Raw genomic sequence first — 22,386 nt, forward strand, 5'->3', positions numbered from 1 at the left:
GCAACAGAACATCTGCAAAGGAGGAATCACGCATGAAGCTGAAACAACTCATCTGCCTGCTGCTGGCAGCACTGCTGCTCGGGGCCTGCGGCAGTCCCGCCGCTCCGACGGAGGCAACGGAGGAAACGAAGCCGACCGATGCCGGGCTGGACCCGGTCGTTCCGAGTGATGCCGTCGAGTCGTCGGAAAAGCCGGAGCCGGTCGAGGATCTGACCGTACCGGATCAGACGGCGGCGGTAGGCGGGGCGAATTTCGCGCTCGGTCTGCTGCGCAGCGCGGCAAAGCCCGACGCCACGACGATCCTCTCGCCGTATTCCGCCCTGCTGGCCCTCGGCATGGCCGCAAACGGCGCGGGCGGCCGCACGCTGGAGGAGATGGAATATGCCCTCGGCGCGAAGCTGGACGATCTGAATGCCTGGCTTGCTTCCTGCCGCGCGGCGGAGGACGGCGAGGTCGTCTCCGCAAATTCGATCTGGACACGGAATGGAACCGTGCAGCTCCTGCCGGAGTTCCGGCAGACCATGGAGCAGAAATACGGCGCGGAGGTCCATGCCGGGGACCTCAGTGTTGCGGCCATCAACGAATGGGTCGATTCTAACACGAAGGGGCGCATCAAAAAGCTCCTGGAGCAGGATGACCCGAGCATCGTGACCTATCTCATCAACGCCATGACATTCGACGCAGAGTGGGCCAGCCCCTATGAGCCGCAGAGCTGCAGCGAGGGTACGTTCCACGCGAGCGACGGCACGGAGCAGACCGTGACCTACCTGTCCGGTGAAGAGCGCGGCTATCTTGAGGTCGCGGGCGCAACAGGCTTTGTGAAGCACTATTCCGGCGGACGCTATTCCTTTGCGGGCCTTCTGCCTGCCGAGGGCACCACACCGGAGGAGCTGCTCGAGGCGTTGGACGGCGCGACACTGTTGAATGCCCTCTGTGAGCCGCAGGCGAAAAAAGTCTATACGCGCATGCCGAAGTTCACGGCATCCACGACGGCGTCGCTGCGGCCCGTGCTTGAGGCCATGGGCATGCAGACGGCCTTTACGGACGCGGCGGATTTCTCCCTGCTGTCCGATACGCCCCTGAAGATCGACGCAGTCCAGCAGAAGACCTATCTGCAGGTCGATGAGAGCGGCACGATCGGTGCGGCCGTGACGAGCCTTCCCATCATGGAGACAACGGCTGTGGAGACGGAGCCGCCAAAGTATGTCGAGCTCACGCGCCCGTATCTCTGCGTGATCTTCGACCATGAGACGCAGAGCATCGTCTTCCTCGGGATTGTGAATCAGATCTCATAACCTGCAGCCCGTGCGCGGAAAATTCCGCGCACGGGTTGATTTTTTCCCCCATTAGTGGTATAACTAGTGATACAAGTTATACAAATCGGAAATGGAGGAACGACCATGGGAAACAATGGCTTCCCGGAGGGAAAATACATGACGACCGTGAAGGTCGGGCCGAAGGGGCAGATCGTCATCCCGGCCGAGGTGCGCGAAATGTTCGGTATCGCGCCGGGCGACCAGCTTCTGCTGCTGGCAGACACGGAGCAGGGCATCGCTCTGCCGCCCAAGGCACAGGCCGGGCAGATCTTTGCGGCCATTACGGCGGCAATGCCGAAGAGAAAGGATGACAAAGCATGAACGCCATTGAGACCCATGCCCTGACGCGCCGCTTCGGTGCGCACACGGCCGTGGACGGGCTGGACCTGACCGTCCGGCAGGGCGAGCTGTTTGCCCTGCTGGGCGTGAACGGAGCGGGCAAGACGACGACGCTGCGCATGCTCTCGGGCCTGCTGCAGCCGACGGGCGGCGAGGCGGACATCCTCGGCTTTCGCCTGACGCAGCAGCCGCAGGAGATCAAGCGGCGCATCAATCTCTCCCCGCAGGAGACGGCCGTTGCGCCGAACCTGACGGTACGGGAGAATCTCGAGCTTATCGCCGGGATCTACGGCGCATCGCGCCGGGAGGCCGCGCAGCGCGCGGCGGAGACGATCGCGGAGTTCCATCTGGGCGAGGTAGAGCGCAGCCGGGCCAAAACGCTCTCCGGCGGCTGGCAGCGGCGGCTTTCCATCGCTATGGCGCTGATCTCGCAGCCGCAGCTCGTATTTCTGGATGAGCCGACGCTCGGGCTGGATGTGCTGGCGCGGCGGGAGTTGTGGCAGGTCATCCGAAGCCTGCGCGGCAGAGTGACCGTCATCCTCACCACGCATTATCTCGAGGAGGCGGAGGCGCTTTCCGACCGCATCGGCATCCTGTCGCACGGCAGGCTGCGTATCTGCGGCACGGCGCAGGAGCTGTGCGCCGCGGCGGGCGAGACGCGCTTTGAGGAGGCCTTTATCAAGCTGGCAGGGGAGGGAGTCCAATGAGAAGAATGCGCTTTTTTGCCTCGCGCAACGCGCGCGAAATTCTCCGCGATCCGATCAGCGTCGGCTTCGGCGTCGCGTTTCCCATCCTGCTGCTCCTGCTGCTGAGCTTCCTGAAGCGACATATCCCGGCGGAGGCCCACATGACGCTCTTTGAGCCGGAGCAGCTTGCGCCGGGCGTCAGCGTGTTCAGCCTGAGCTTTCTGGCGCTGTTTTCCGCGCTGCTGCTCTCACGCGACCGCTCGTCGGCCCTCATCCTGCGGCTGTATGCCTCGCCGCTGACGGGGCGGGATTTCATCCTCGGCTATCTGCTGCCCATGCTCCCCATGGCGCTGGCACAGACGCTTGTGTGCCTGCTGGCGGCCATCCCGCTCGGCCTGCCGGTGTCGTGGCGCATTCTGGCCTGCACGGCGGTCAACGTGCCCATCGCGCTTGTGAATTTGGCGCTCGGGATGCTGTGCGGCACGCTGCTGCCGGAAAAGGCCGTCGGTGGGATGTGCGGAGCCTTGCTGACCAATGTCTCGGCGTGGCTCTCCGGCATCTGGTTCTCGCTCGACCTTGGCGGAAAGGTTTTCCGCCGCATCGCCTACGCGCTCCCGTTCGCCAACGCCGTCGACGCGGCGCGGGCCGCTCTGGCAGGGGACTGGGGCGGCATGTTCCCACAGCTCTGGATCGTTCTGGCATGGGCCTTTGGCCTGCTGACGGCGGCCATTGTGATCTTCCGCAGAAAAATGACCGCAAGATAAATTTCCGGTGCACCGATTTTCGGTGCACCGTTTTTTTCCTTGACAGGGAAAGCCGAGTATGCTACTATGAAAAAATGTTAAGACTGTCTAACTTTGGAGGGAGAAGCCATGACCTTAAAGGAGCTTCCTGTTGGAAAAAGCGGGCTCATTACGGCGGTCGGCGGCGAGGGGATCCTGCGCTGCAGACTGCTGGATATGGGCCTGATCCCCAATACGCGCGTGACGGTGCAGAAGATCGCCCCGATGGGTGACCCCATGGAGATTCGCCTGCGCAGCTATGAGCTGACGCTTCGCATGGACGACGCGGCGCAGATCGAGATCCTGCCGGAGGTGGGCGCATGATCTTTGCACTGGTCGGAAATCAGAACTGCGGCAAAACGACGCTGTTCAATCAGCTCACCGGGTCCAACCAGCATGTCGGCAATTTTCCCGGCGTGACGGTCGACAGCAAGGAGGGCGTGATGCGCGGCGCAAAGGGCTGCAGCGTCGTCGATCTGCCGGGCATCTATTCTCTGCGACCCTATACGGCCGAGGAGATCGTGACCCGCGATTTTATCCTGAATCAGAAGCCGGACGGCATCATCAATATCGTCGATGCCACGAATATCGAGCGCAACCTCTATCTGACGCTGCAGCTTCTTGAAATGCAGATCCCGATGGTGCTGGCGCTCAACATGATGGACGAGGTGCGCGGCAACGGCGGCACCATCGATGTGCAGAAAATGTCCGATGAACTCGGCATTCCGGTCGTTCCCATCGCCGCGGCGAAGAACGAGGGCATTGAGGATCTGGTCGAAAGCGCCGTGCGCGTCGCGCATACGCGTACGCTGCCGAAGCGCGTGGATTTCTGCGACGACGGTCCGGTGCACCGCTGCATCCACGCCGTCTCGCACCTGATCGAGGATCACGCGCAGGCTGCCGGGATGGCCCGGCGCTTTGCGGCGACGAAGCTCATCGAGGGCGACGAGGACATCATCAGCCGCCTCCTGCTCAATCAGAACGAGCTGGAGATGGTCGAGCACAGCATCGTCGAGATGGAGGACGAGGGCAAGCTGGACCGCAATGCCGCCATTGCCTCCATGCGCTATGACTACATCGAGCGCCTGTGCTCCAAAACCGTGGTCAAGTGCCGCGAGAGCCGCGAGCATCTGCGCAGTGTGCGCATTGACCGCGTGCTGACGAACAAATATGCAGCCCTGCCGATCTTTGTCGGCATCATGCTGCTGATCTTCTGGCTGACGTTCGACGTGGTCGGCGCGGGCCTGCAGGACCTGCTGGCGCTGGGCATCAGCCGCCTGAGCGCGGTGGTCGACCATGGCCTCACGGCCTATGGCATGAACCCGGTGGTACATAGCCTTATCATCGACGGCATTTTTGCCGGCGTCGGCAGTGTGGTGAGCTTCCTGCCCATCATTGTGGTCATGTTCTTCTTCCTGTCCATTCTGGAGGATACGGGCTATATGGCGCGCGTCGCCTTTGTGATGGACAAGCTCCTGCGCAAGATCGGCCTGTCCGGCCGCAGCTTCGTGCCGATGCTCATCGGCTTCGGCTGCACGGTCCCCGCCGTGATGGCAACGCGGACGCTGCCGTCCGCTCGCGACCGCCGCCTGACGATCCTGCTGACGCCGTTCATGAGCTGCTCGGCCAAGATCCCGATCTATGCCGTGTTCACGGCGGCATTCTTCCCGCAGCATGCTGTGCTCGCTATGGCGCTGCTCTACTTTGGCGGCATGGTCGTCGGCGTGCTCATCTCCCTTCTGCTGAATCACACGGTGTTCCGCGGAAATCCCGTCCCGTTCGTCATGGAGCTGCCGAATTATCGCCTGCCGACGCTCAAGAGCGTGGCCATGCTCCTGTGGGACAAGGCGCGCGACTTCCTGCAGCGCGCGTTTACGGTCATTTTCGTGGCGACGCTTGCCATCTGGTTCCTGGAGTCGTTTGACCTGCACCTGAATTTCGTGACGGACAGCAGCAGGAGCCTGCTTGCGTCCGTCGGGCGCATCCTCGCGCCGGTGTTCCGCCCGCTGGGCTTTGAGGACTGGCGTGTGACGACGGCTCTCATCACCGGCTTTACGGCCAAGGAGGCCGTGGTCAGCACGCTCGGCATCCTGACCGGCGCGGGAACGGAGCACCTGAGCGCGGCGCTCTCCGGCCTGTTCACGCCGCTGTCGGCCGTGAGCTTCCTGACGTTCACCCTGCTCTACACGCCGTGCGTCGCGGCCATTGCGGCCATCGGGCGCGAGCTGGGCGGCAGGCTGCGTGGCGCAGTCGTTGCGGTGTTCCAGTGCGTTGTAGCCTGGTGCGTTGCGGCGGGGCTGTATCAGCTCCAGCTGCTGATCGCCTGACGCATGGGCTGGCTGGAATGGGTCGTGCTGGCGCTGCTGGCGGCATGGCTGGCTGTGTCGCTTTGGCGCATGCTGCACCACCGCGGCTGCGGCTGCGGCGGCTGCAGTGGAGACTGCGCCCACTGCCGGACGTCCTGCGGAAAAGAAGACAGATAAAGGGGATGCGGCCGCATCCCCTTCAGACTGTCAAAAAACCTGCTTAGCCGAAAATTTCGGAGGGAAGGATAGTGTGAAAGGAAACCGTCAGGGTTTCCTTTCGCGTCAAATAACCCGCCGCAGCGGCAGAATTGCAAAATAGTGCTACAAAATTATATTTTGCAATTCGGAAAGCAGCTTGTCTAAAAAGTCCCTTTGGACTTTTTAGACAAGCTGAGGGGGATGCGGCCGCATCCCCTTTTGCTTTGACATCCGGCGGAAGATGTGCTATACTTTCCCAGTATTGGCATAGAATCGAACAGATAACCGGAAAGAAGGTTTTTCATGAATTTTATCGAATGGCTGAAGGTCATCTTGCTCGGCATCGTGGAGGGCATCACGGAATGGCTCCCCATCAGCAGCACGGGCCATCTGATCCTGACGGACGCCATCTGGCCGCTGCAGCAGTCGGATGCGTTCAAGGAGATGTTCAACGTTGTCATCCAGCTCGGCGCGATCCTTGCTGTTGTGGTGCTCTACTGGAGCAAGCTCTGGCCCTTCCACCGTAAGCGCATCCCGCAGCGCTCGTGGTTCGCCCAGCAGAGCACGAACGGCTTCGTGGGCGGCCTGCAGCGCTTCGGCGACCGTTATTGCTGCATGGACAAGATCGTCATGTGGCTGAAGATCGCGGTGTCCTGCCTGCCTGCCATGCTCATCGGCCTGCCGCTGAACGACTGGCTCGACAAGCACTTTTATAACCCGACCGTCGTGGCCCTGATGCTGCTGCTCTATGGCGCCGGCTTCCTGTTCGTCGAGCGGTATAACCGCAGCCGCAAGCCGCGCGTGAATTCCATCGCTTCGCTGCGCTGGTCGGATGCGCTGCTCATCGGCGTGTTCCAGGTGCTCGCGCTCATCCCCGGCACGTCGCGCTCCGGTGCGACCATTCTCGGCGGCATCCTCATCGGCACGTCGCGCGAGGTCGCCGCGGAATACACGTTCTTCCTCGCCGTGCCCGTGATGTTCGGCGCGTCGCTGCTGAAGATCGTGAAATTCGGCGCGATCAGCGGCACGGAGCTTGGCGTGCTGCTCGTCGGCATGGCGGTCGCCTTCGGTGTGTCCATCCTGGCCATCCGCTTCCTCATGGGCTATATCCGCAAGCACGACTTCACGGCATTTGGCTGGTATCGCATCGGCCTCGGCCTGCTCGTGCTGCTGTACTTCTATGTGATCCGCTGATATCAAGCGGGACCGCCTCACAAAGAGAGGCGGTCCCGGTATTTATATGTACTTGATTTCGAGGCTGCCGAAGCTGAGATCGGCATCCAGCAGGATCTGTGCCTCGGGATGTTCACAGGGCGTCCCGCGCTGATCGAGGCTGGCTGCCGTCGTGTCCTTCCCGGAGACCGTGACGGCGAAGCGGTCCGGCACGAGCAGCGTCAGGCTGCCGAAATTCGTCTCGACGGTCAGCGGGCAGTTGTCCTGCACGGCCTCGCAGCCGGACAGGTCGACGGTGAAGTCTCCAAAGCTCGCCTCGATCCTGCCGCTGCGCAGGAGCGGCGTCACGACCGGCACGCGGCAGGAGCCAAAGCTCAGCTCGCAGCTCAGGTGGCCGTTATCGCAGTGCGTGTTCTGCGTGAATTTCCCGCCGTAGGAGGCGCGCACATGGTGCTGCTTCCGCCTGCGGCCGCAGAAATAATCGACCAGCAGGCTCACGCCCCACAGCAGCAGAAAGACCGGGATCAGGACGCTCCAGCGGAAGCCGATGGACAGAAAGCCGAATGCGGTCAGCAGCGAATAGCCGCCTACGAGCATCAGGCCGATGCTGAAGCAGGAGAAGCGGTGCGTCAGCATGCTCAGACCGCCCAGCAGCAGGGCGGATGTCCAGAGGATCGTCCAGACGGATACATCGAATTTTCCCAGCGCATTGACAAGAAACAGCGCACCGATGGCGAGGACGTAGATCGCGAACCACAGCCCGCTGCGTGCGGCGCTGCCGATGGTGTAATCCAGAATGTGTTCCTTCTCCTCCGGCTTGATGACCTCTGCCTCGTGTACGCGCTCCTCCTTCGGTGGTGTGCGGCCGAGCAGCTCATCCACGCTGATGCCGAAGATGGAGGCAAGCTCCGGCAGAATGGTGATGTCGGGGCAGGAGAGGTTGTTCTCCCATTTGCTCACCGCCTGTGCGCTCACGCCGACGCGCTGCGCCAGCTGCTCCTGCGTCATGCCCAGCCGCTTGCGGTGATAGGCAATGCGCTTTCCAAGCGTTCCCTGTTCCATTGTGATTTTCCTCCTTCATGTTCTGGCATTACCATATCATGAATTGGCCGAAAAAGCTATCATCCGGTCGTTCATTTTGCAAAAAACCGCCGCTCAACTTCCGGTTGAGCGGCGGTTGTGCCTTTCAAAACGACAATGCCCGGCGCTTTCGCGCCGGACATTGGAGAAATCAGGTTTACTTCTTCTCGGACTCAGCGATCTCCTTCAGGGCATCCTTGCGGCTGAAGTTCGCGCGGCCCTTCTCATCGAAGCCCATGAACTTGACCCACGTCATGTCGCCGACGTTCAGAACGTCCTCGACCTTTTCGACGCGGCGGTTTTCAAGCTTGGAGATGTGGACCATGCCGTCGTGGCCCGGAGCGATCTCGACGAACGCGCCGATCGGCAGGATGCGGACGACCTTGCCGTAGTACAGGGCGCCGACCTCGGGGACGAAGCAGATGTCGTCGATCATCTTCTTGGCGGCGTAGCCCGCAGCGGGATCGACCGCAGCGATGAAGACGTTGCCGTCGTCGTCGATGTCGACCTTGGCGCCGGTATCGGCGCAGATCTTCTGGATGGTCTTGCCGCCGGAGCCGATGACCTCGCGGATCTTCTCGACGGGGATCTTCATGGAGATCATCTTCGGAGCGTACTCGGAGACGTCCGCGCGCGGCTCGGAGATGCAGGGGAGCATGACCTTGTCCAGAATTTCAAGACGGGCCTTGCGGCAGCGCTCGAGTGCGTCGGCAATGATCTCCATCGTCAGGCCCTTGTTCTTCAGGTCCATCTGAATGGCGGTGACGCCTTCCGTCGTACCGGCGACCTTGAAGTCCATCTCGCCGTGGAAGTCTTCCACGCCCTGAATGTCCGTGAACGTGCGCCATGCGCCGGTCTCCTGATCGGAGATGAGGCCGCAGGAAATGCCGGCGACCGGGCGCTTGATGGGAACACCGGCGTCCATCAGTGCCAGCGTAGAGCCGCAGATGGAGGCCTGCGACGTCGAGCCGTTGGAGGACAGGACCTCGGAGACGACACGGATGGCATACGGGAACTCCTCAACGCTCGGGATCACAGGCAGCAGGGCCTTCTCGGCGAGGGAGCCATGGCCGATCTCGCGGCGGGAGGTGGAGCGGCTTGCTCTGGCCTCGCCGGTGGAGAACGACGGGAAGTTGTAGTGGTGGATATAGCGCTTCGTCTCTTCCGGATAGATGGTGTCGAGCTTCTGCGCGGCGGACAGTGTGTTGAGCGTGCAGATGGACAGGACCTGCGTCTGGCCTCTGGAGAACAGGCCGGAGCCGTGGACGCGCGGCAGAACGCCGACCTCGGCGTCGAGCGGGCGGATCTCGTCCATCTGGCGGCCGTCGACGCGCTTGCCCTCGAGCAGCCACTTCTTGACGACCTTCTTCTGCATCTTATACAGGCAGACCTCGATGTTGACGTCGAAGTCCTCATACTTTTCGGCGAACTTGTCGGCGAAATCGCGGCGGGCCGCGGTCAGGCGCTCCTCGCGGACGTTCTTGTCGTCGGTGTCGAGGGCATATTCGATCTGGTTCATGCCATAGGCGCACAGATCGTCGAGCAGGTCGTGGTTGACGGCTGCCTTTTCAAACGTGAACTTCGGCTTGCCAATGGTCTCGACGATGGTGTTGATGAACTTCACGACCTCCATGTTCGTCTCATGGGCGATGCGGATGCACTCGAGCACGATGCTCTCCGGGGCTTCCTTGGCCTCGGTCTCGATCATGACGACCTTCTCGAACGTTGAGGCGATGCACACGAAGCACTCGGAGGCGCTGCGCTGCTCGGCAGAGGGGTTGATGACGTACTGGCCGCCGACATAGGCGACGTTCGTCGTGGCGATCGGGCCGTTCCAGGGGACGTCGGAGCAGGCCACAGAGATGGAAGCGCCCAGAGAGGCGACGATCTCAACGGGGTTCTCGTAGTCGTTGGCAAGGACGGTGCAGGTCACGACGACATCGTTGCGCAGCTCATCGTCGAAGAGCGGGCGCATCGGACGGTCGATGATGCGGCTGTTGAGGATGCCGCGCTCGGAGGGCTTGCCCTCGCGGCGGTTGAAGCTGCCGGGAATGCGGCCGACGGCGTACATTCTCTCCTCGAACTCGATGGTCAGCGGGAAATAGTCGATGCCGGGCTTGGGATCCGGGGAGCAGGTGACGGTCGTGAGCACGACGGTGTCGCCGTAGCGGCAGATGCACTCGGCGTCGGCCAGCTCTGCGACCTTGCCGGTCTCGACGGTAAAGGGACGGCCGCCGATGGAAGTCTCAAACACATGGTGGTTGGGATACTGTTTTCTGGTGATCATGGTTTATCCTCCTGTCAGAATGAAGTTCCACGGGAGGTTTAGCACTTGAAGCCGCGGCCAAACGCGCGCTCGGCAGCGCCTTCAACTGCTAAACTTCGCTCCCGTGTGCGGGGAAATGCGGGGATGGGGAAATCGTGAAAATGGGCGGACCGCTGGCGGGCCGCCCATTGTTCGTGATTACTTACGGATGCCCAGACGAGCGATGATGGCGCGATAGCGGTTGATGTCCTTCTTGGCCAGGTAGTCGAGCAGGCTGCGGCGCTTGCCGACCATCATGAGAAGGCCGCGGCGGGAGTGATTGTCGTGCTTGTGCTCACGCAGATGCTCGGTCAGCTCGTTGATGCGGGCGGTCAGGATCGCGATCTGGACCTCGGGGGAACCGGTGTCGCCCTCATGGGTCGCATACTCGGCGATGATAGCGGTTTTCTTTTCCTTCTGGATCATGGGAATACTCCACCTTTCAAAATATTATCCAACGGCTAAGTCCGGGCGGGCGGAATGCTCCTTCCGGAGCGGTCTCCCAGAACTGAGCGCGTGGATGTACCGGCAAAATTACCAGCCGTAATATCGTAGCATAGAATGACGGAAAAGTAAAGGATTATTTTTTGTCCGCGTCGCTTTTCTGCGGGATCCCGGCGCTTTCCGGCGCGCGGAAATCCAGCGTGATGGAGGCAAGCTCTGTCTGCAGCGGGTGATAGTGCACACCGGCGGCGTCCAGCATGCGCTTTGAGGCACGGATGTTGGCCGTTTCGGCGTATTTGTCGGAAAAATAGATGATCTCCCGGATGCCGCTCTGGATGATGGCCTTGGCACACTCATTGCATGGGAACAGGGCCACATACAGTCGCGCGCCGCGCAGCACGCGGCCGCCTGCGTTCAGAATGGCGTTCAGCTCCGCATGGACGACATAGGGATACTTTGTCTCCGCACCCTCGCGCTCCCACGGAAAGACGTCGTCGCTGCAGCTGCAGGGCAGACCGTTATAACCGGTGGAGAGGATGATGTTGTCCGGCGAGACGATGCAGGCGCCGACCTGCGTGTTCGGGTCCTTGCTGCGGCGGGCGGCCAGCAGGGCGACGCCCATGAAATACTCATCCCAGGAAATGTAGTCGGTTCGTTTCATCGCGGCTCCTTTCGGACGGGTCAGGCGAGAAAGCGCAGGGCCTTCACGCCGGTCAGGGCGAGCGTCACGAGCAGACCGGCAATAAGCACGCCGGCATAGATGGCGGGCAGGGCGCGCTTCAGCCGCATCTCCATCAGCGCGGCGACGAGGGCGCCGGTCCAGGCGCCGGTGCCGGGCAGGGGAATGGCGACAAGGATGCACAGACCGACCAGCTCGGATTTGCGCACACGGCTGCTCTTGCGGTCGGCGCGGCGCTCCAGCGAAACGGCAAGACGGCCGAGGCGGGGATAGCGCTTCATCCAGTGCAGGATCTTCCGCACGAACAGCAGCAGGAACGGGACGGGCAGCATATTGCCCAGTGCGCTTGCGGCGAAGGCCAGCCAGGGATCCAGTCCCTGCGAAATGCCATAGGGGATGCCGCCGCGCAGCTCCACGACCGGCAGCAGCGAAATGAGAAACGTCATCACGCATTTGCCAAGGACGGTGCCGAACAGCCAATCGATCATCGTTTCAGCTCACCTTTCAGAAATGTATCCTCAGTATAGCATACGACGCGCCCGATTGCAAGAAGAATGCCTGACGGAAGTCAGGCATTGGCTGTTACGGCAGCGCATGGACGAGGATGCCGATGTTGCGCCGGTAAATTTCGTCGAACTGGGAAAGCGGCAGCGGATTCGTGCCGAGACCGGCCTCGATCGTATAGCCGGGGCGGCGGAAGTCCTGCAGGAACCAGTCCTTATAGCCCGCAAAACCCGAGGCGAACGGCGTGTCCTCCAGCCGGTAGCCGCTGACCCGCGCCAGCCGTTCACCGAGCTCCTGCGCACCGGGCGGCGCATAGTCCTGAAAGCGCCAGTAGATCTCTTCTCCCTGCGTGTGATAGGACAGCGTGACGTCCGGCCGGATGGTCTGGGTCAGAGCTGCCATAGCAGCCGTTTCCGGCTGGTCGAGCGGCGAGGCCCCGACATAGTCCCGAGGGGCCGGGCCGGTGAAGCCGAGTGCGAATTTGTTTGTGCGCGCCTGCTCCCAGCCTGCGGGGTAGTTCAGATTGAGGTCCGTCCCCGTCAGATTCGCCTTCCAGCCGCCCGGGAACGGAATTTCCGGGAAGCCTGCCGCGATGCGCTGCGCTGCCTGATACTGTTGGCTGCCCGGCCGGATGGCCCCCGTGACGAGGTCGACGCCGTCCGGGTTCACCATTGGCACGAGCCACAGCGTTGTGCGCCGCCAGAGCTGCTGGGCATCCATGCCGAGGATGCGCCCCTCCGTCGCCACGGCATAGGCGTATTGCTCCAGAAACAGCAGCAGGACCGGTGTTGTGATCCACTCGTTCGCATGGTGGCTGGCGTTATAGAGCGCACAGCGCGGCCCCTGCCCGATGCGCAGGGCTGTGACGGGCCTGCCCCACGCCGTCCGGGCAATGCATTTCTGTGACAGGAACGGATAGCGCACGAGAAGTCCCTGCACGCAGATCTGCAGCAGCTCCGATGAAAACGGGACGTCCGCCGGCACGACGGGGAAGCCGTAGGGCACGTTCAGATATTGCCCCGGGATGAGCAGATTTGGGTTCTGGTTCGGATTGGCCGTCAGCATGGCGCGGACGGATGTGCCGCGCGCCGTGGCGATGCGGTAATAGGTGTCGCCGGGCTTGACCATATAGCGTTCATAGCCCAGCAGCAGCGGCGTGAGCCGCTGCATGGTCAGAATATCCTCCTGCCCGGACGGATACAGGCCCTCGCGCCGCTGGAATTCCTCCAGATCGGCGGCACCCGCCCGCTGCAGGGCAAGCTCGGTCAAGCGCATAGAAAATTCCCCCTCCGGGACATATCTATGCCGGAGGGGGAACATTCATGTGCAGCTTGTCAAAATAAGCTCCTTCGAACCTTCTCTCCGAAACTTTCGGCCGGGCGGTATTTTCGACAGTCCGGCAGTTGCTTCAGGAGTTCTCTTCCGGGGCCTCGGGAGTTTCGTTGTCCGCAAAGTCCTCTTCTTCCGCAGCGGTTTCGGTTTCCGGCTCCGTCTCGGGCTTGGCCTCGGGTTCGGCTTCGTCCTCAGGCTGCTCGCCGGCAAGCTTGGTCTTCGCGGCTTCCAGCTCCTGACGCAGGCGGTTGATGCGGCGGAACGACTGGGAGATGCGCTCACACAGCGGGTCGTACTCGGCGTCATCCGGCTCTTCATCCGTGACGTAGTCCTTGTAGTAGACCTTACCAAGCTGCGTGTAGCAGCGGCGGATCTTGTCCTGCTCCGCCAGAATGGCAAACTTCTTCTTGGAGATCAGCGCGACGAGACGCGCGGTCTGGGCTGCGCCGGCCGCAACGTGGACGGCCTTGCACTTCAGGGTTTCCATGGTTTCCTTCATAAAAGATCACTCCTTTGATTCGTCGGGTTCAATGGATTCTTCGGTTTTCCCGGATGCTTCGTCCTCCGGCTCAGATGCTGCATCTTCCGGTTCGGCGGTCTCCTCCGGCTGCGTCTCTGCGGCCGTGGCAGCGGCGGCTTCGGCGGCTGCCACGCGGTTGACCTGCATCTTCGCGGGATCGTGTCTGACAAAGATGGCCTGATACAGCAGGATGCCGAGCGACAGCAGCATGGTCACGGCTGCGAGCAGCTGGCTGACACGGACCGGGCCGAGCCACAGGCTGTCCGTGCGCAGGCCCTCGATGACCATGCGCCCTGCGCCGTACCATGCGAGATATGCAAGGAACATCTGACCGTCGAATTTGCGCTTCTTTGACAGGAAGTGCAGCACGACAAAGCCGGTCAGGTTCCAGACGGACTCATAGAGGAACGTCGGGTGGAAATACTGCAGCGCACCGTTCTCAACCAGGCCCATGCGAAGGAAGCAGGTCGTCACGCCGCCGTGGGCCTCTCGGTTGAAGAAGTTGCCCCAGCGGCCGATGGCCTGCCCGAGCAGCAGACCGATGCCGGTCAGGTCAAGGCAGGGAAAAATTTTGAGCTTCCGAACACGGGTATAGATCAGCATGCCGAGCACCGCGCCGATGACGCCGCCGTAGATGGCAAGACCGCCGCTGCGGATGTCGAGGAAGCGATACCACGGGATGCCGGGGCCGAAGAACTGGTCCCACTCGAAGATGACATAGTACAGGCGCGCGCCGACGATGGCGGACGGCAGGCAGATGAGCACGAGATTGAGAATGTCGTCCTGCGTGACGCCGAACTGCTTTGCCCGGCGCAGGCAGTACGTCACGGCGAGCAGCACGCCGATGGCGATGATGACGCCGTAGAATTTGATCTCGAAGTTTGTTCCCGGGATGCAGAAGCCGTCGGGCGGATTAATGCCCTCAATGCCGAGCCCGGGGAAGCTGATGGGACTGGTTAAGAAGATGTTCATGCGGATTCCTCACTTTCATTGGGAAGAATGATGCTGAGCGCGGCGCGCTCCGGGCGGATGACCTGCCGGATGAATTGCAGCACGTCCTCGGGCGTGACGGAAGCGTAGGCCTCCGGGAAGGAGAAGTAATCCACGCCGTCGAAGTGGTAGGCACACATACGGTAGCACACACTTTCAAAGCTGTCAAGGTCGCGGGTGCGGCGGCCGAGCGACGAACGGATGAGCCGGTCAAACAGCGCGCGGTCAAAGCCCGCGCGGGACAGGCGCTGCGCCTCGTCCAGAATGGCGCGGAGCACGGCGTCCGGGTCGCGGCTGTCGCCGCCCGCGCTGAACAGGCAGGCATCGCGCACGCTCTCATATCCGGCGGAAAAGTCCGAATTGATGAGGCCCTCGTCATACAGGCGCGTGTAGAGCGCCGAGGATTCTCCTACGAGAATTTCGGCAGCCAGATCGCCGATGATCTCGCGGCGCATGGACTCCAGACCGCGGGCGGGCGGCTCACATTTGAAGCCGAGGCAGAACGTCGGCATGGCGATCTCCATATGCCGGACCGTGCGCTTTGTCGGGCAGGTCATGGCCTCGGCCGGGCCGTAGTCCCGCACGGGGACCGGCTCTGCATGGGCGTTTGCGGACTCCGCACGGGCGATCTCCTCCACCAGCGCAGGGTCGACATCGCCCGTTACGCAGAGCATGAGATTTGCGGGCGCGTAGAATGCCGCATGGCAGTCCTGCAGGACCTGCGGGGTGATCTCACCGATGGATTCGACCGTTCCGGCGATCGGAACGCGGATGGGGTGATGCGCGAACATCGCGCCGAACAGGTCCTCATAGGCGCGGGAGTCTGCGCTGTCTTCATACATGCGGATCTCCTGGGCGATGATGCCGCGCTCCTTTTCTACGCTCTCGGCCGGGAACCACGGCGTGAGCACCATGCGCAGCAGAATACGGAGATTTTCGGCGAACTGCTCGGTGCAGTCGAAATAATAGGCCGTCATGGCATAGCCGGTGAAGGCGTTCGGATAGCCGCCGTGGGCCGCGAAGAGGTTCATCGCGTTGTCCTCCGGCAGATCGAACATCTTGTGCTCCAGATAGTGCGCCACGCCATCCGGCGTGCGGCAGGGGATGCCGCCGCGCGTGAAGGACGTGTCGACGGAGCCGTAGTCCACGCCGAGGAAGGCGTAGCTGCGGGCAAAGCCGGGTTTCGGGACGACGCGGAGGAGCAGGCCGTTTTCAAGCCGCTGCTCCCAGTAGCGCTCGCCGAGGCGCGGGAATTCATGCAGTGTCATGCTTCGTCTCCCTTCAGGAAATAGATCGTGTCCGTGGTGATGCGCCGGGCTGCGCGCACGACATCTTCGACCGTCAGGGCGGGGAGCTTCTGCAGCATGGTCTCGGGGTCGTCGCACGGCTCGATGGACATGCCGATATACCAGTCGTCGAGCGCGGCGGGCGTGTCCAGCCCGGCGCGGACAGCGGAGATCAGCGAGCGGCGGGCGGATTCCAGCTCCTCCGGTGTGATCTCGCCGCGGCGGCAGGCGTCCAGCTCGGCCAGAATGGCGTCGCGTGCCGTTTCATACTGATCAAACGAGATACCGGACGACACGATCATCAGACCCTTGAACTTCTCAACGGCGGATGAGGCATAGTAGCACAGTGAGCGCTTTTCGCGGACATTCACGAACAGCTTGCTCGTCACGCCGCTGCCGTAGACGGAGTTGAGCAGCACGAGGGCGGGATAGTCCGGGTCGGAGGCAGTGATGCCGGTGCGCATGCCGATGACGAGCTTACCCTGCGTGACATCCATGGACTCCGTAACCTCGCGCACGGTCTTCGCGCTTCGGCGCACGACCGTCGGCGGGGGAGAGACGGGGTCACGCTCCAGTCCGTCAAACAGCGGACGGAACAGGGCGGCGGCCTCCTGCGGCGTGCGGCGGCCTGCGTAGAACAGCATGATGGGAGCGGTGCGCAGCACCGTGCGCCAGTGCGCCGTCAGGGCCTCCGGCGTGATCGCGGCGACGTCCTCAGCATAGCCGAGGCGGGGAATGCTGGCGGCTTCGCCCTCGCACATGATCCGGCGCATGCGCATGGCGGCGTAGACGCGCTTGTCGTTCTGCGCGGACTCGATGGCGTGGATCAGGTTCTGCTTTTCGCTTTCAACATAGCGGGCGTTCAGCAGGCCGTTTTCCAGCGCGGGATGGAACAGAATATCGCGGAAAAAATCCACCATCGGGGCAAAGACGGCCTCGCCCGCCGGGAGGAAGGCCTCTTCAATAAAATCAGCGTAAAAGCCGGTCAGCTTCGTTTCGCCGCGCAGGCGGACGAGTGTGCCGAGCGTTGCGCCGTACAGCTCGTCAAGGCGCATCGAGATGGCGCGCATATCCGGCCAGCGCTCCGAGCCGCGCAGCAGCACACTTGGCAGCAGGGCATCGAGCGGGGCGGCGGCCCGTGTGTGCGGGCGCATCAGGTTGAAGCTAAAGCAGCCGGACTTGAATTTCTCGGTCTGCACGGCCAGCAGGGTAACGCCTGCGGCCAGCTCGATCGTTTCGATCATGGGCATTCATCCTTTTTCAGCATGTTTGCCTTTATTATACACGTTTTTCCCGGAAATGAAAGAGCCGCAAAAAGATTTCGCTTGTTATTCCGGGCGGAATCCTGTAGAATAGGGAGAAGTGATTTGTATTTATGGAGGGATGAACATGGAGCAGTGGCTTGAAGTGACCATCCGAACGGCATCCGGCGGCATCGATCTTCTGTGCGCCGAGCTGACGGAGGCCGGGTTTGACAGCTTCGTCATCGATGACAGCGAACAGTTCCGCCAGTTCCTCGACGGCGCGCGCGCCTATTGGGATTATGTGGATGAAAAGCTTGCCGCGCGGATGCGCGACCTGTCGCAGGTGCGCCTGTACCTGCCTGAGGAGACTGCGGAGGCTCAGCTTGCAGAGCTGCGCGCCCTGCTCGCGGAGCTGCCCGGCCGCTATCCGGCCTGTGAATTCGGCCCGCTGACGCTGGCGCTCGACCGCATCCCGGACGAGGACTGGGCCAATTCCTGGAAACAGAACTACCGCCCCCTGCCAGTGGGTGAGCGCCTGCTCGTTGTTCCGCAGTGGATGACGGTCGACGACCTGCAGGGCCGTCTGCCCGTGATCCTCGATCTCGGCCTGACGTTCGGCACGGGCGAGCATGCCTCGACGCAGCTTTGCATGCGCGCGCTCGAGTCGCTCCTCCACGGCGGAGAGCGCGTGGCAGACCTCGGCAGCGGCAGCGGCATCCTTTCCGTCAGCGCCCTGCGGCTCGGCGCGGCAAGCGCCGTCGGCGTCGACATCGACCCGAGCGCGGAGCATATCGCCGCGGCGAATGCGGCGCAGAACGGCTTCGGCCCGGACCGCTTCACGGCGCGGACGGGCGACGTCGTCGAGGATGCGGATTTTCTGCAGGCGCTGGCGGGCGACGGCTTTGACATCGTGTGCGCCAACATCGTGGCCGATGTCATCATCCGTCTTGCGCCCGTTGTGCCGAAGCTCATGCGGCCGGATGCGGCGTTCGTCTGCAGCGGCATCCTCACGACGCGGGAGGACGACGTGCGCGCGGCGCTTGCTGCCGCCGGGCTGGAGATCGTCCATGCGGCGCACGAGGGTGAATGGTGCGGCCTGACGGCGCGCCTGGGGGCGCGCTGAGATGCCCCGCCTTTCCTATCGCAGGCGCCTGATGCTGCGCAAGCTCCTGCGCGTGCTCGGCATCGTGCTGGCGGCGGCCATCGTCATCGGCGCGGCGCTGCTGCTGTACCTTGAGCCTTATGTCACCTATGACCGCGACGGCGCGCACCTCTCCCTGAAGAAAAACGCGCAGGATCCGGACGGCACGGGCGCGACGGCGGCGCTGCCGGAGGTCTCGGATGCGCAGATCGTCTATGACGAGGCGCAGCCCGGCTCGGACCGGATCGCCGACCTCGGCGGCGTGTATGTCACGACGCAGATGCTGCGCGACCCCGAGGCCGTGCGCGCGGCACTCGAGCAGCAGGGGGCCTGCGCCGTTCTGCTGCAGCTCAAGAGCACGTTTGGCAATTTTTACTATTCCAGCTCCATCGACGGCGCGGAGCTGGCGGACGTCGATACGGCGGCCGTGGATTCCCTCATCGACTGGCTCAGCCAGCACGGCTATTACCTCATTGCGGAGGTCCCGGCCTTCTGCGACACGGCGTTTGCGCTGGCCAATTCCGCTGCGGCCCTCCCGCTTTCGAGCGGCGCGCTGTGGATGGACTCCAACGGCTGCTACTGGCTCGACCCCGCGAGCGAGACCGTGATGATCTACCTCAAGCAGATCGCGCGTGAGCTTTCGAGCCGCGGCTTCCGCGAGGTCGTGTTCTCGGACTTCCGTTTCCCGGCGAGCAACAGCATCTCCTATCATTCCGAAAAGTCCGGCGCGGAGCTGACGCAGGACGCGGCGCAGGAGCTGACGACGTTCTTCTCCGGGAGCAATCTCATGATCTCGTTTGAGACGGACGACACGGCCTTCCCGGCCGATGTCTGCACGGGCCGCCTGTATATCCGCGATGTGGACGGCTCAAAAATCGAAAAATTCGCGCAGGCCTATGGCGGCGCGGAAAATCTGACAGAGCTCGTGTTCCTGGTCAACTCAAAGGACACGCGCTTCGACGAGCGCGCCGTGCTGCGGCCGCTGCTGAATTCCTGAGGAGGGACGAGAATGCGAAGAACAGACCGGGAGATCACGGACCGGCAGGAGCTGCTGGACGTCATGGCGCGCTGTGACGTCTGCCGCCTTGCCCTGAATGACGAAAGCGGCTATCCCTATGTCGTGCCGCTGAATTTCGGTATGGAGGAGCGGGACGGTACGCTGTATCTGCTGTTCCACGGCGCGCTGACCGGAACGAAATATGACCGCATGGAGCGGGACCCGCGCGCGACGTTCGAAATGGACTGCGGCCACATGCTCTGCACCGATGAAGCGAAGGGCATGTGCACCATGGCCTATGAGAGCGTCATCGGCCGGGGGCGGCTCGAGCCGGTCCCGGAGGCGGAGCGCGAGGCTGCGCTGCAGTGCCTGATGGCGCACTACGGCCGCCCGGACTTTGCCTTTGACCGTGCGTCCGTGGCGCACACGCGGGTATTCCGTCTTGCGGTCGAGTCCATGACGGGCAAGCGACGCAAAAGGAAATAAGAAACACATTGGCCTGCCGCCATCGCGGCAGGCCGTTTTGATAACCATATTCCATTTCATAATGGCTCCGGCAGGGGAATATACTCTCCCATAAGAATACAACGAGGTGGGAGAATGGAACATATCGTCAATCAGATCATCCTAACCGGAAATCTCGCCGGTGCTCCGCGCTATTCCCATGAAAACCACGGCCGCCGGTTTTATGCTTTCCCGCTCGAGGTCGAGCGCCTGTCCGGCACGACGGACACGCTGCCGGTGCTCGCGCCGCTGGAGCTTCTGGAGCAGACGCCCGCGGCAGGCGGGGATACGCTGTGTGTGACGGGGCAGATCCGCTCCTATAACAACCGCGAGCCGGAGGGGCGGCGGCTCGTGATCTCCGTGCTGGCCGAGACGATGACGCTCTGCAGCGCGGCGCACGACAACCGCGCCGAGCTGCTCGGGACCATCTGCCGCGCGCCGGTCTATCGCCGCACACCGCTCGGGCGGGAGATCTGCGACGTGATGCTCGCGGTGAACCGGCCCTATCGCCGTGCGGACTATCTGCCCTGCATCCTCTGGGGCCGCACGGCGCAGGAGGCGGCGGAGCTGCCGGTCGGCACGCAGTTGGCGCTGACCGGGCGGCTGCAGAGCCGGGAGTATATCAAAATGCTCGGCACCACGGCCGAGCGGCGGACGGCTTATGAAATTTCTGCGATCTCGGCGGAGCCGGTCCGGGAATAACCAGGAATAAAAAATGCAGCGGCCGGGGAGGCGCACTCCGTAGGGATGTGCGCCTCCGTTATATTCGCCTGACGGCGAGTGATATTGTCCTTCGGACAGTGAAATGATGCTTTGCATCGTGATATTGCCTGCGGCAGTTTGAGCGGCGAATAGAATATCACAAAAGCCGTGCGGCTTTTATATCACGTTCCGAAAAGGAAAATATCACTCCGGGCAAGGCCCGGAATATCACTTTTTTGTCCATAGGCACAATGAGCATCGGATCATACAAAAAGAAGGCAGCACAAATTTTGTACTACCTTCTTCCTTACTAAGCCTCTCTTAAGAGAATAGCTCCGGCCGCATGTTGATTTGGATTCTCAGATCGGCTCGTCCATCAGACGGTCGAATTCTGCCGCGACGCGGTCGAATTCTTCCTCGGGGATGTCGAGCAGATCGAAATCGGTGTCGTTGCGCTGATAGCCGTAGAGATAGACGTCGTCGGAATCGTCCAGGGCCTCCAGTGCGATATATTCCTTGCCGTCGAGCTCGAACGTGCCCATCATGCCGCAGTCGAACGTAACGCCGTCGTCAAATTCCAGCGTGATGATCTCGTCCTCGCCGTACTGTGCGCGCTTGTCTTCCATGTCAATGACCTCCGTTTTGTTGGTAGCTTCAGTATACACGCTTTTTATTCCGCATGCAAGTCCAAAAATTGCCGATAAGCCGTCGGCAGGCCGATCTCGTGCTGCAGCGCGTTCTCATCCGCCCAGGTGAACTGCGGCGCTTCCGCCGCACACGTCAGCCAGACGCCGCGTAGGTCCCACTGTACATGCGTGAAGATGTGCGTCCGTTCGGCCGTTTTCAGGATACCGGTCGGATGCACGCCCCACTGCTCCGCCTGCCGGAGCGCCTCCGCCGTTTCCAGCTTGCCGGGCACGTCCGGCAGCTGCCACAGCCCTGCCAGCAGGCCGCGGGACGGACGTTTGCAGACGGCGAGCCGGTCGCCGCACTGCAGCACGAAAACGGTGCGCTTCTCGATGCGGCGGGGCTTCTTCGGCGGCTTTGTCGGGAACTGCAGCTCCGCCCCCTGCGCGTGGGCTTCGCAGAGCGCACGCAGCGGGCAGGCGTCGCACTGCGGTGCGCCGTTCGGCAGGCAGACGGTCGCGCCCAGCTCCATGAGTGCCTGCGTGAAATCGCCGCAGTGTCCTGCTGGATAGATTGCGCTCAGCGCTTCTCCGATGCGCCGCCGCACGCGCACGTCGGCCGGAGAGTCGGCACAGGCCGTCAGCCGCAGGATCACGCGCAGAACGTTGCCGTCCACGGCGGCAGCGGGCGCCTCAAAACAGATGGAGGCGATGGCCCCGGCGGTATAGTCGCCGATACCGGGCAGGGCGCGGATGGCGGAAAGCTCCCGCGGGAACTCGCCGCCGTGCTGCTCCATGACGCACTGCGCCGCCTTCTGCAGGTTGCGCACACGGGAATAGTAGCCGAGGCCCTCCCAGAGCTTCAGCAGCACGTCCTCGGGCGCGCTTGCCAGCGCAGCGATATCCGGCAGACGCTCGAGAAAGCGGAGATAATAGCCGCGGACGGCTTCGACGCGCGTCTGCTGCAGCATGATCTCCGAGAGCCAGACGTGATACGGCTCACGGTCGCGCCGCCATGGCAGGTCGCGGCGGTGTTCCGCAAACCACGGCAGCAGCAGGACGGGCAGCTGCTCAAGCATGTTCTTTTCCTCCTTAAAACACAATGGTCCTGCAGCGAATGAACTGCAGGACCATTTGTTATCAGACTGTCAAAAAAGCCTCGCAGAGTTTGCGCCCGCAGGCGCAAAGAAAATGGAAATCAATTTCTCCGGCGGCGTGTACGTCGGAGAAAA

The 22,386-nt window shown here is 62.4% G+C and carries 24 protein-coding genes; 12 read left to right on the top strand and 12 right to left on the bottom strand.

Annotated features, from left to right (window positions below; genetic code table 11):
• Positions 1-32 precede the first annotated feature (32 nt).
• From ACMKFF_RS02495 to ACMKFF_RS02530, 8 genes are all read left to right on the top strand, one after another.
• Positions 33-1,295 (top strand): serpin family protein, encoded by a 1,263-nt coding sequence (locus ACMKFF_RS02495; RefSeq protein WP_419495936.1) that lies wholly within the window; start codon positions 33-35, stop codon positions 1,293-1,295.
• 105 nt (positions 1,296-1,400) lie between these two features.
• Positions 1,401-1,637, top strand: coding sequence for an AbrB/MazE/SpoVT family DNA-binding domain-containing protein (locus tag ACMKFF_RS02500; protein WP_349136726.1), 237 nt, complete (start codon positions 1,401-1,403; stop codon positions 1,635-1,637).
• Positions 1,634-2,362 carry an ABC transporter ATP-binding protein gene (locus tag ACMKFF_RS02505; RefSeq protein WP_419495937.1) on the top strand — a complete coding sequence of 243 codons (729 nt, stop codon included), beginning with the start codon at positions 1,634-1,636 and terminating at the stop codon, positions 2,360-2,362. Before ACMKFF_RS02500 ends, ACMKFF_RS02505 begins: the two co-directional genes overlap by 4 nt.
• Positions 2,359-3,105 carry an ABC transporter permease gene (locus tag ACMKFF_RS02510; protein ID WP_419495938.1) on the top strand — a complete coding sequence of 249 codons (747 nt, stop codon included), beginning with the start codon at positions 2,359-2,361 and terminating at the stop codon, positions 3,103-3,105. Before ACMKFF_RS02505 ends, ACMKFF_RS02510 begins: the two co-directional genes overlap by 4 nt.
• A gap of 108 nt (positions 3,106-3,213) precedes the next feature.
• Positions 3,214-3,447: a FeoA family protein gene (locus tag ACMKFF_RS02515; RefSeq protein WP_349136729.1), complete on the top strand. Its 234-nt coding sequence runs from the start codon at positions 3,214-3,216 to the stop codon at positions 3,445-3,447.
• Entirely contained in the window at positions 3,444-5,450 is a 2,007-nt protein-coding gene (gene feoB, locus ACMKFF_RS02520; RefSeq protein ID WP_419495939.1) for a ferrous iron transport protein B, read from the top strand. Before ACMKFF_RS02515 ends, feoB begins: the two co-directional genes overlap by 4 nt.
• Before the next feature lie 3 nt (positions 5,451-5,453).
• On the top strand, positions 5,454-5,606 hold the full coding sequence (locus ACMKFF_RS02525) for a hypothetical protein (protein ID WP_419495940.1): 153 nt from the start codon (positions 5,454-5,456) through the stop codon (positions 5,604-5,606).
• Between the two features lie 324 nt (positions 5,607-5,930).
• Positions 5,931-6,821, top strand: coding sequence for an undecaprenyl-diphosphate phosphatase (locus ACMKFF_RS02530; RefSeq protein ID WP_418488123.1), 891 nt, complete (start codon positions 5,931-5,933; stop codon positions 6,819-6,821).
• A 42-nt stretch (positions 6,822-6,863) separates the two neighbouring features.
• Here ACMKFF_RS02530 and ACMKFF_RS02535 read toward each other — a convergent pair whose 3' ends face one another.
• The 10 genes from ACMKFF_RS02535 to yfmF all read right to left on the bottom strand — a co-directional run bounded on the left by ACMKFF_RS02535 (position 6,864) and on the right by yfmF (position 17,184).
• Positions 6,864-7,862 carry a helix-turn-helix domain-containing protein gene (locus ACMKFF_RS02535; RefSeq protein WP_419495941.1) on the bottom strand — a complete coding sequence of 333 codons (999 nt, stop codon included), beginning with the start codon at positions 7,860-7,862 and terminating at the stop codon, positions 6,864-6,866.
• Positions 7,863-8,037: 175 nt separating this feature from the next.
• Entirely contained in the window at positions 8,038-10,167 is a 2,130-nt protein-coding gene (locus tag ACMKFF_RS02540) for a polyribonucleotide nucleotidyltransferase (protein ID WP_349136734.1), read from the bottom strand.
• Positions 10,168-10,344: 177 nt separating this feature from the next.
• Positions 10,345-10,611, bottom strand: a complete 267-nt coding sequence (gene rpsO / locus ACMKFF_RS02545; RefSeq protein ID WP_349136735.1) for a 30S ribosomal protein S15 — start codon at positions 10,609-10,611, stop codon at positions 10,345-10,347.
• 154 nt (positions 10,612-10,765) lie between these two features.
• On the bottom strand, positions 10,766-11,290 hold the full coding sequence (locus tag ACMKFF_RS02550; RefSeq protein WP_419495942.1) for a deoxycytidylate deaminase: 525 nt from the start codon (positions 11,288-11,290) through the stop codon (positions 10,766-10,768).
• Between the two features lie 20 nt (positions 11,291-11,310).
• Positions 11,311-11,796 carry a COG2426 family protein gene (locus tag ACMKFF_RS02555; protein ID WP_349136737.1) on the bottom strand — a complete coding sequence of 162 codons (486 nt, stop codon included), beginning with the start codon at positions 11,794-11,796 and terminating at the stop codon, positions 11,311-11,313.
• Positions 11,797-11,890: 94 nt separating this feature from the next.
• Entirely contained in the window at positions 11,891-13,087 is a 1,197-nt protein-coding gene (locus tag ACMKFF_RS02560; protein WP_419495943.1) for a M14 family metallopeptidase, read from the bottom strand.
• 133 nt (positions 13,088-13,220) lie between these two features.
• Positions 13,221-13,643 (bottom strand): hypothetical protein, encoded by a 423-nt coding sequence (locus tag ACMKFF_RS02565; RefSeq protein WP_418464317.1) that lies wholly within the window; start codon positions 13,641-13,643, stop codon positions 13,221-13,223.
• A gap of 6 nt (positions 13,644-13,649) precedes the next feature.
• Positions 13,650-14,636, bottom strand: a complete 987-nt coding sequence (gene lgt / locus ACMKFF_RS02570) for a prolipoprotein diacylglyceryl transferase (protein WP_419495944.1) — start codon at positions 14,634-14,636, stop codon at positions 13,650-13,652.
• A complete protein-coding gene (gene yfmH / locus ACMKFF_RS02575) occupies positions 14,633-15,922 on the bottom strand; it encodes an EF-P 5-aminopentanol modification-associated protein YfmH (RefSeq protein WP_419495945.1) in 1,290 nt (429 codons plus the stop codon). Before yfmH ends, lgt begins: the two co-directional genes overlap by 4 nt.
• Positions 15,919-17,184, bottom strand: a complete 1,266-nt coding sequence (yfmF, locus tag ACMKFF_RS02580; protein WP_419495946.1) for an EF-P 5-aminopentanol modification-associated protein YfmF — start codon at positions 17,182-17,184, stop codon at positions 15,919-15,921. The genes yfmH and yfmF overlap by 4 nt, the downstream gene beginning before the upstream one ends.
• Positions 17,185-17,329: 145 nt before the next feature.
• Between yfmF and prmA the strand changes: the two genes are divergently transcribed.
• The 4 genes from prmA to ACMKFF_RS02600 all read left to right on the top strand — a co-directional run bounded on the left by prmA (position 17,330) and on the right by ACMKFF_RS02600 (position 20,528).
• A complete protein-coding gene (gene prmA / locus ACMKFF_RS02585; RefSeq protein WP_419495947.1) occupies positions 17,330-18,307 on the top strand; it encodes a 50S ribosomal protein L11 methyltransferase in 978 nt (325 codons plus the stop codon).
• Between the two features lie 31 nt (positions 18,308-18,338).
• Positions 18,339-19,322, top strand: a complete 984-nt coding sequence (locus ACMKFF_RS02590) for a putative glycoside hydrolase (protein WP_419495948.1) — start codon at positions 18,339-18,341, stop codon at positions 19,320-19,322.
• A 12-nt stretch (positions 19,323-19,334) separates the two neighbouring features.
• Positions 19,335-19,808: a pyridoxamine 5'-phosphate oxidase family protein gene (locus tag ACMKFF_RS02595; RefSeq protein WP_419495949.1), complete on the top strand. Its 474-nt coding sequence runs from the start codon at positions 19,335-19,337 to the stop codon at positions 19,806-19,808.
• 114 nt (positions 19,809-19,922) lie between these two features.
• Positions 19,923-20,528: a single-stranded DNA-binding protein gene (locus tag ACMKFF_RS02600; RefSeq protein ID WP_349135442.1), complete on the top strand. Its 606-nt coding sequence runs from the start codon at positions 19,923-19,925 to the stop codon at positions 20,526-20,528.
• Positions 20,529-20,887: 359 nt separating this feature from the next.
• On the opposite strand, the gene ACMKFF_RS02605 is transcribed toward ACMKFF_RS02600, so the two are convergent.
• Together ACMKFF_RS02605 and mutY are read right to left on the bottom strand one after the other, a co-directional pair.
• On the bottom strand, positions 20,888-21,154 hold the full coding sequence (locus ACMKFF_RS02605) for a DUF1292 domain-containing protein (RefSeq protein WP_349135443.1): 267 nt from the start codon (positions 21,152-21,154) through the stop codon (positions 20,888-20,890).
• 44 nt (positions 21,155-21,198) lie between these two features.
• A complete protein-coding gene (mutY, locus tag ACMKFF_RS02610; RefSeq protein WP_419495950.1) occupies positions 21,199-22,233 on the bottom strand; it encodes an A/G-specific adenine glycosylase in 1,035 nt (344 codons plus the stop codon).
• Positions 22,234-22,386: the final 153 nt, after the last annotated feature.

Source organism: Faecousia sp. (genome assembly GCF_048519415.1).
In the GTDB taxonomy this organism is placed as follows: domain Bacteria; phylum Bacillota; class Clostridia; order Oscillospirales; family Oscillospiraceae; genus JAZOXB01.

Coding starts and splice junctions, on each gene's coding strand:
- ACMKFF_RS02525 (WP_419495940.1), top strand. CDS start 5,454: ATGGGCTGGCTGGAATGGGTCGTGCTGGCGCTGCTGGCGGCATGGCTG.
- ACMKFF_RS02550 (WP_419495942.1), bottom strand. CDS start 11,290: ATGAAACGAACCGACTACATTTCCTGGGATGAGTATTTCATGGGCGTC.
- ACMKFF_RS02540 (WP_349136734.1), bottom strand. CDS start 10,167: ATGATCACCAGAAAACAGTATCCCAACCACCATGTGTTTGAGACTTCC.
- yfmF (WP_419495946.1), bottom strand. CDS start 17,184: ATGATCGAAACGATCGAGCTGGCCGCAGGCGTTACCCTGCTGGCCGTG.
- ACMKFF_RS02500 (WP_349136726.1), top strand. CDS start 1,401: ATGGGAAACAATGGCTTCCCGGAGGGAAAATACATGACGACCGTGAAG.
- ACMKFF_RS02565 (WP_418464317.1), bottom strand. CDS start 13,643: ATGAAGGAAACCATGGAAACCCTGAAGTGCAAGGCCGTCCACGTTGCG.
- rpsO (WP_349136735.1), bottom strand. CDS start 10,611: ATGATCCAGAAGGAAAAGAAAACCGCTATCATCGCCGAGTATGCGACC.
- ACMKFF_RS02495 (WP_419495936.1), top strand. CDS start 33: ATGAAGCTGAAACAACTCATCTGCCTGCTGCTGGCAGCACTGCTGCTC.
- prmA (WP_419495947.1), top strand. CDS start 17,330: ATGGAGCAGTGGCTTGAAGTGACCATCCGAACGGCATCCGGCGGCATC.
- ACMKFF_RS02535 (WP_419495941.1), bottom strand. CDS start 7,862: ATGGAACAGGGAACGCTTGGAAAGCGCATTGCCTATCACCGCAAGCGG.
- ACMKFF_RS02515 (WP_349136729.1), top strand. CDS start 3,214: ATGACCTTAAAGGAGCTTCCTGTTGGAAAAAGCGGGCTCATTACGGCG.
- feoB (WP_419495939.1), top strand. CDS start 3,444: ATGATCTTTGCACTGGTCGGAAATCAGAACTGCGGCAAAACGACGCTG.
- ACMKFF_RS02560 (WP_419495943.1), bottom strand. CDS start 13,087: ATGCGCTTGACCGAGCTTGCCCTGCAGCGGGCGGGTGCCGCCGATCTG.
- ACMKFF_RS02595 (WP_419495949.1), top strand. CDS start 19,335: ATGCGAAGAACAGACCGGGAGATCACGGACCGGCAGGAGCTGCTGGAC.
- ACMKFF_RS02530 (WP_418488123.1), top strand. CDS start 5,931: ATGAATTTTATCGAATGGCTGAAGGTCATCTTGCTCGGCATCGTGGAG.
- ACMKFF_RS02510 (WP_419495938.1), top strand. CDS start 2,359: ATGAGAAGAATGCGCTTTTTTGCCTCGCGCAACGCGCGCGAAATTCTC.
- yfmH (WP_419495945.1), bottom strand. CDS start 15,922: ATGACACTGCATGAATTCCCGCGCCTCGGCGAGCGCTACTGGGAGCAG.
- ACMKFF_RS02605 (WP_349135443.1), bottom strand. CDS start 21,154: ATGGAAGACAAGCGCGCACAGTACGGCGAGGACGAGATCATCACGCTG.
- ACMKFF_RS02590 (WP_419495948.1), top strand. CDS start 18,339: ATGCTGCGCAAGCTCCTGCGCGTGCTCGGCATCGTGCTGGCGGCGGCC.
- mutY (WP_419495950.1), bottom strand. CDS start 22,233: ATGCTTGAGCAGCTGCCCGTCCTGCTGCTGCCGTGGTTTGCGGAACAC.
- ACMKFF_RS02600 (WP_349135442.1), top strand. CDS start 19,923: ATGGAACATATCGTCAATCAGATCATCCTAACCGGAAATCTCGCCGGT.
- ACMKFF_RS02505 (WP_419495937.1), top strand. CDS start 1,634: ATGAACGCCATTGAGACCCATGCCCTGACGCGCCGCTTCGGTGCGCAC.
- ACMKFF_RS02555 (WP_349136737.1), bottom strand. CDS start 11,796: ATGATCGATTGGCTGTTCGGCACCGTCCTTGGCAAATGCGTGATGACG.
- lgt (WP_419495944.1), bottom strand. CDS start 14,636: ATGAACATCTTCTTAACCAGTCCCATCAGCTTCCCCGGGCTCGGCATT.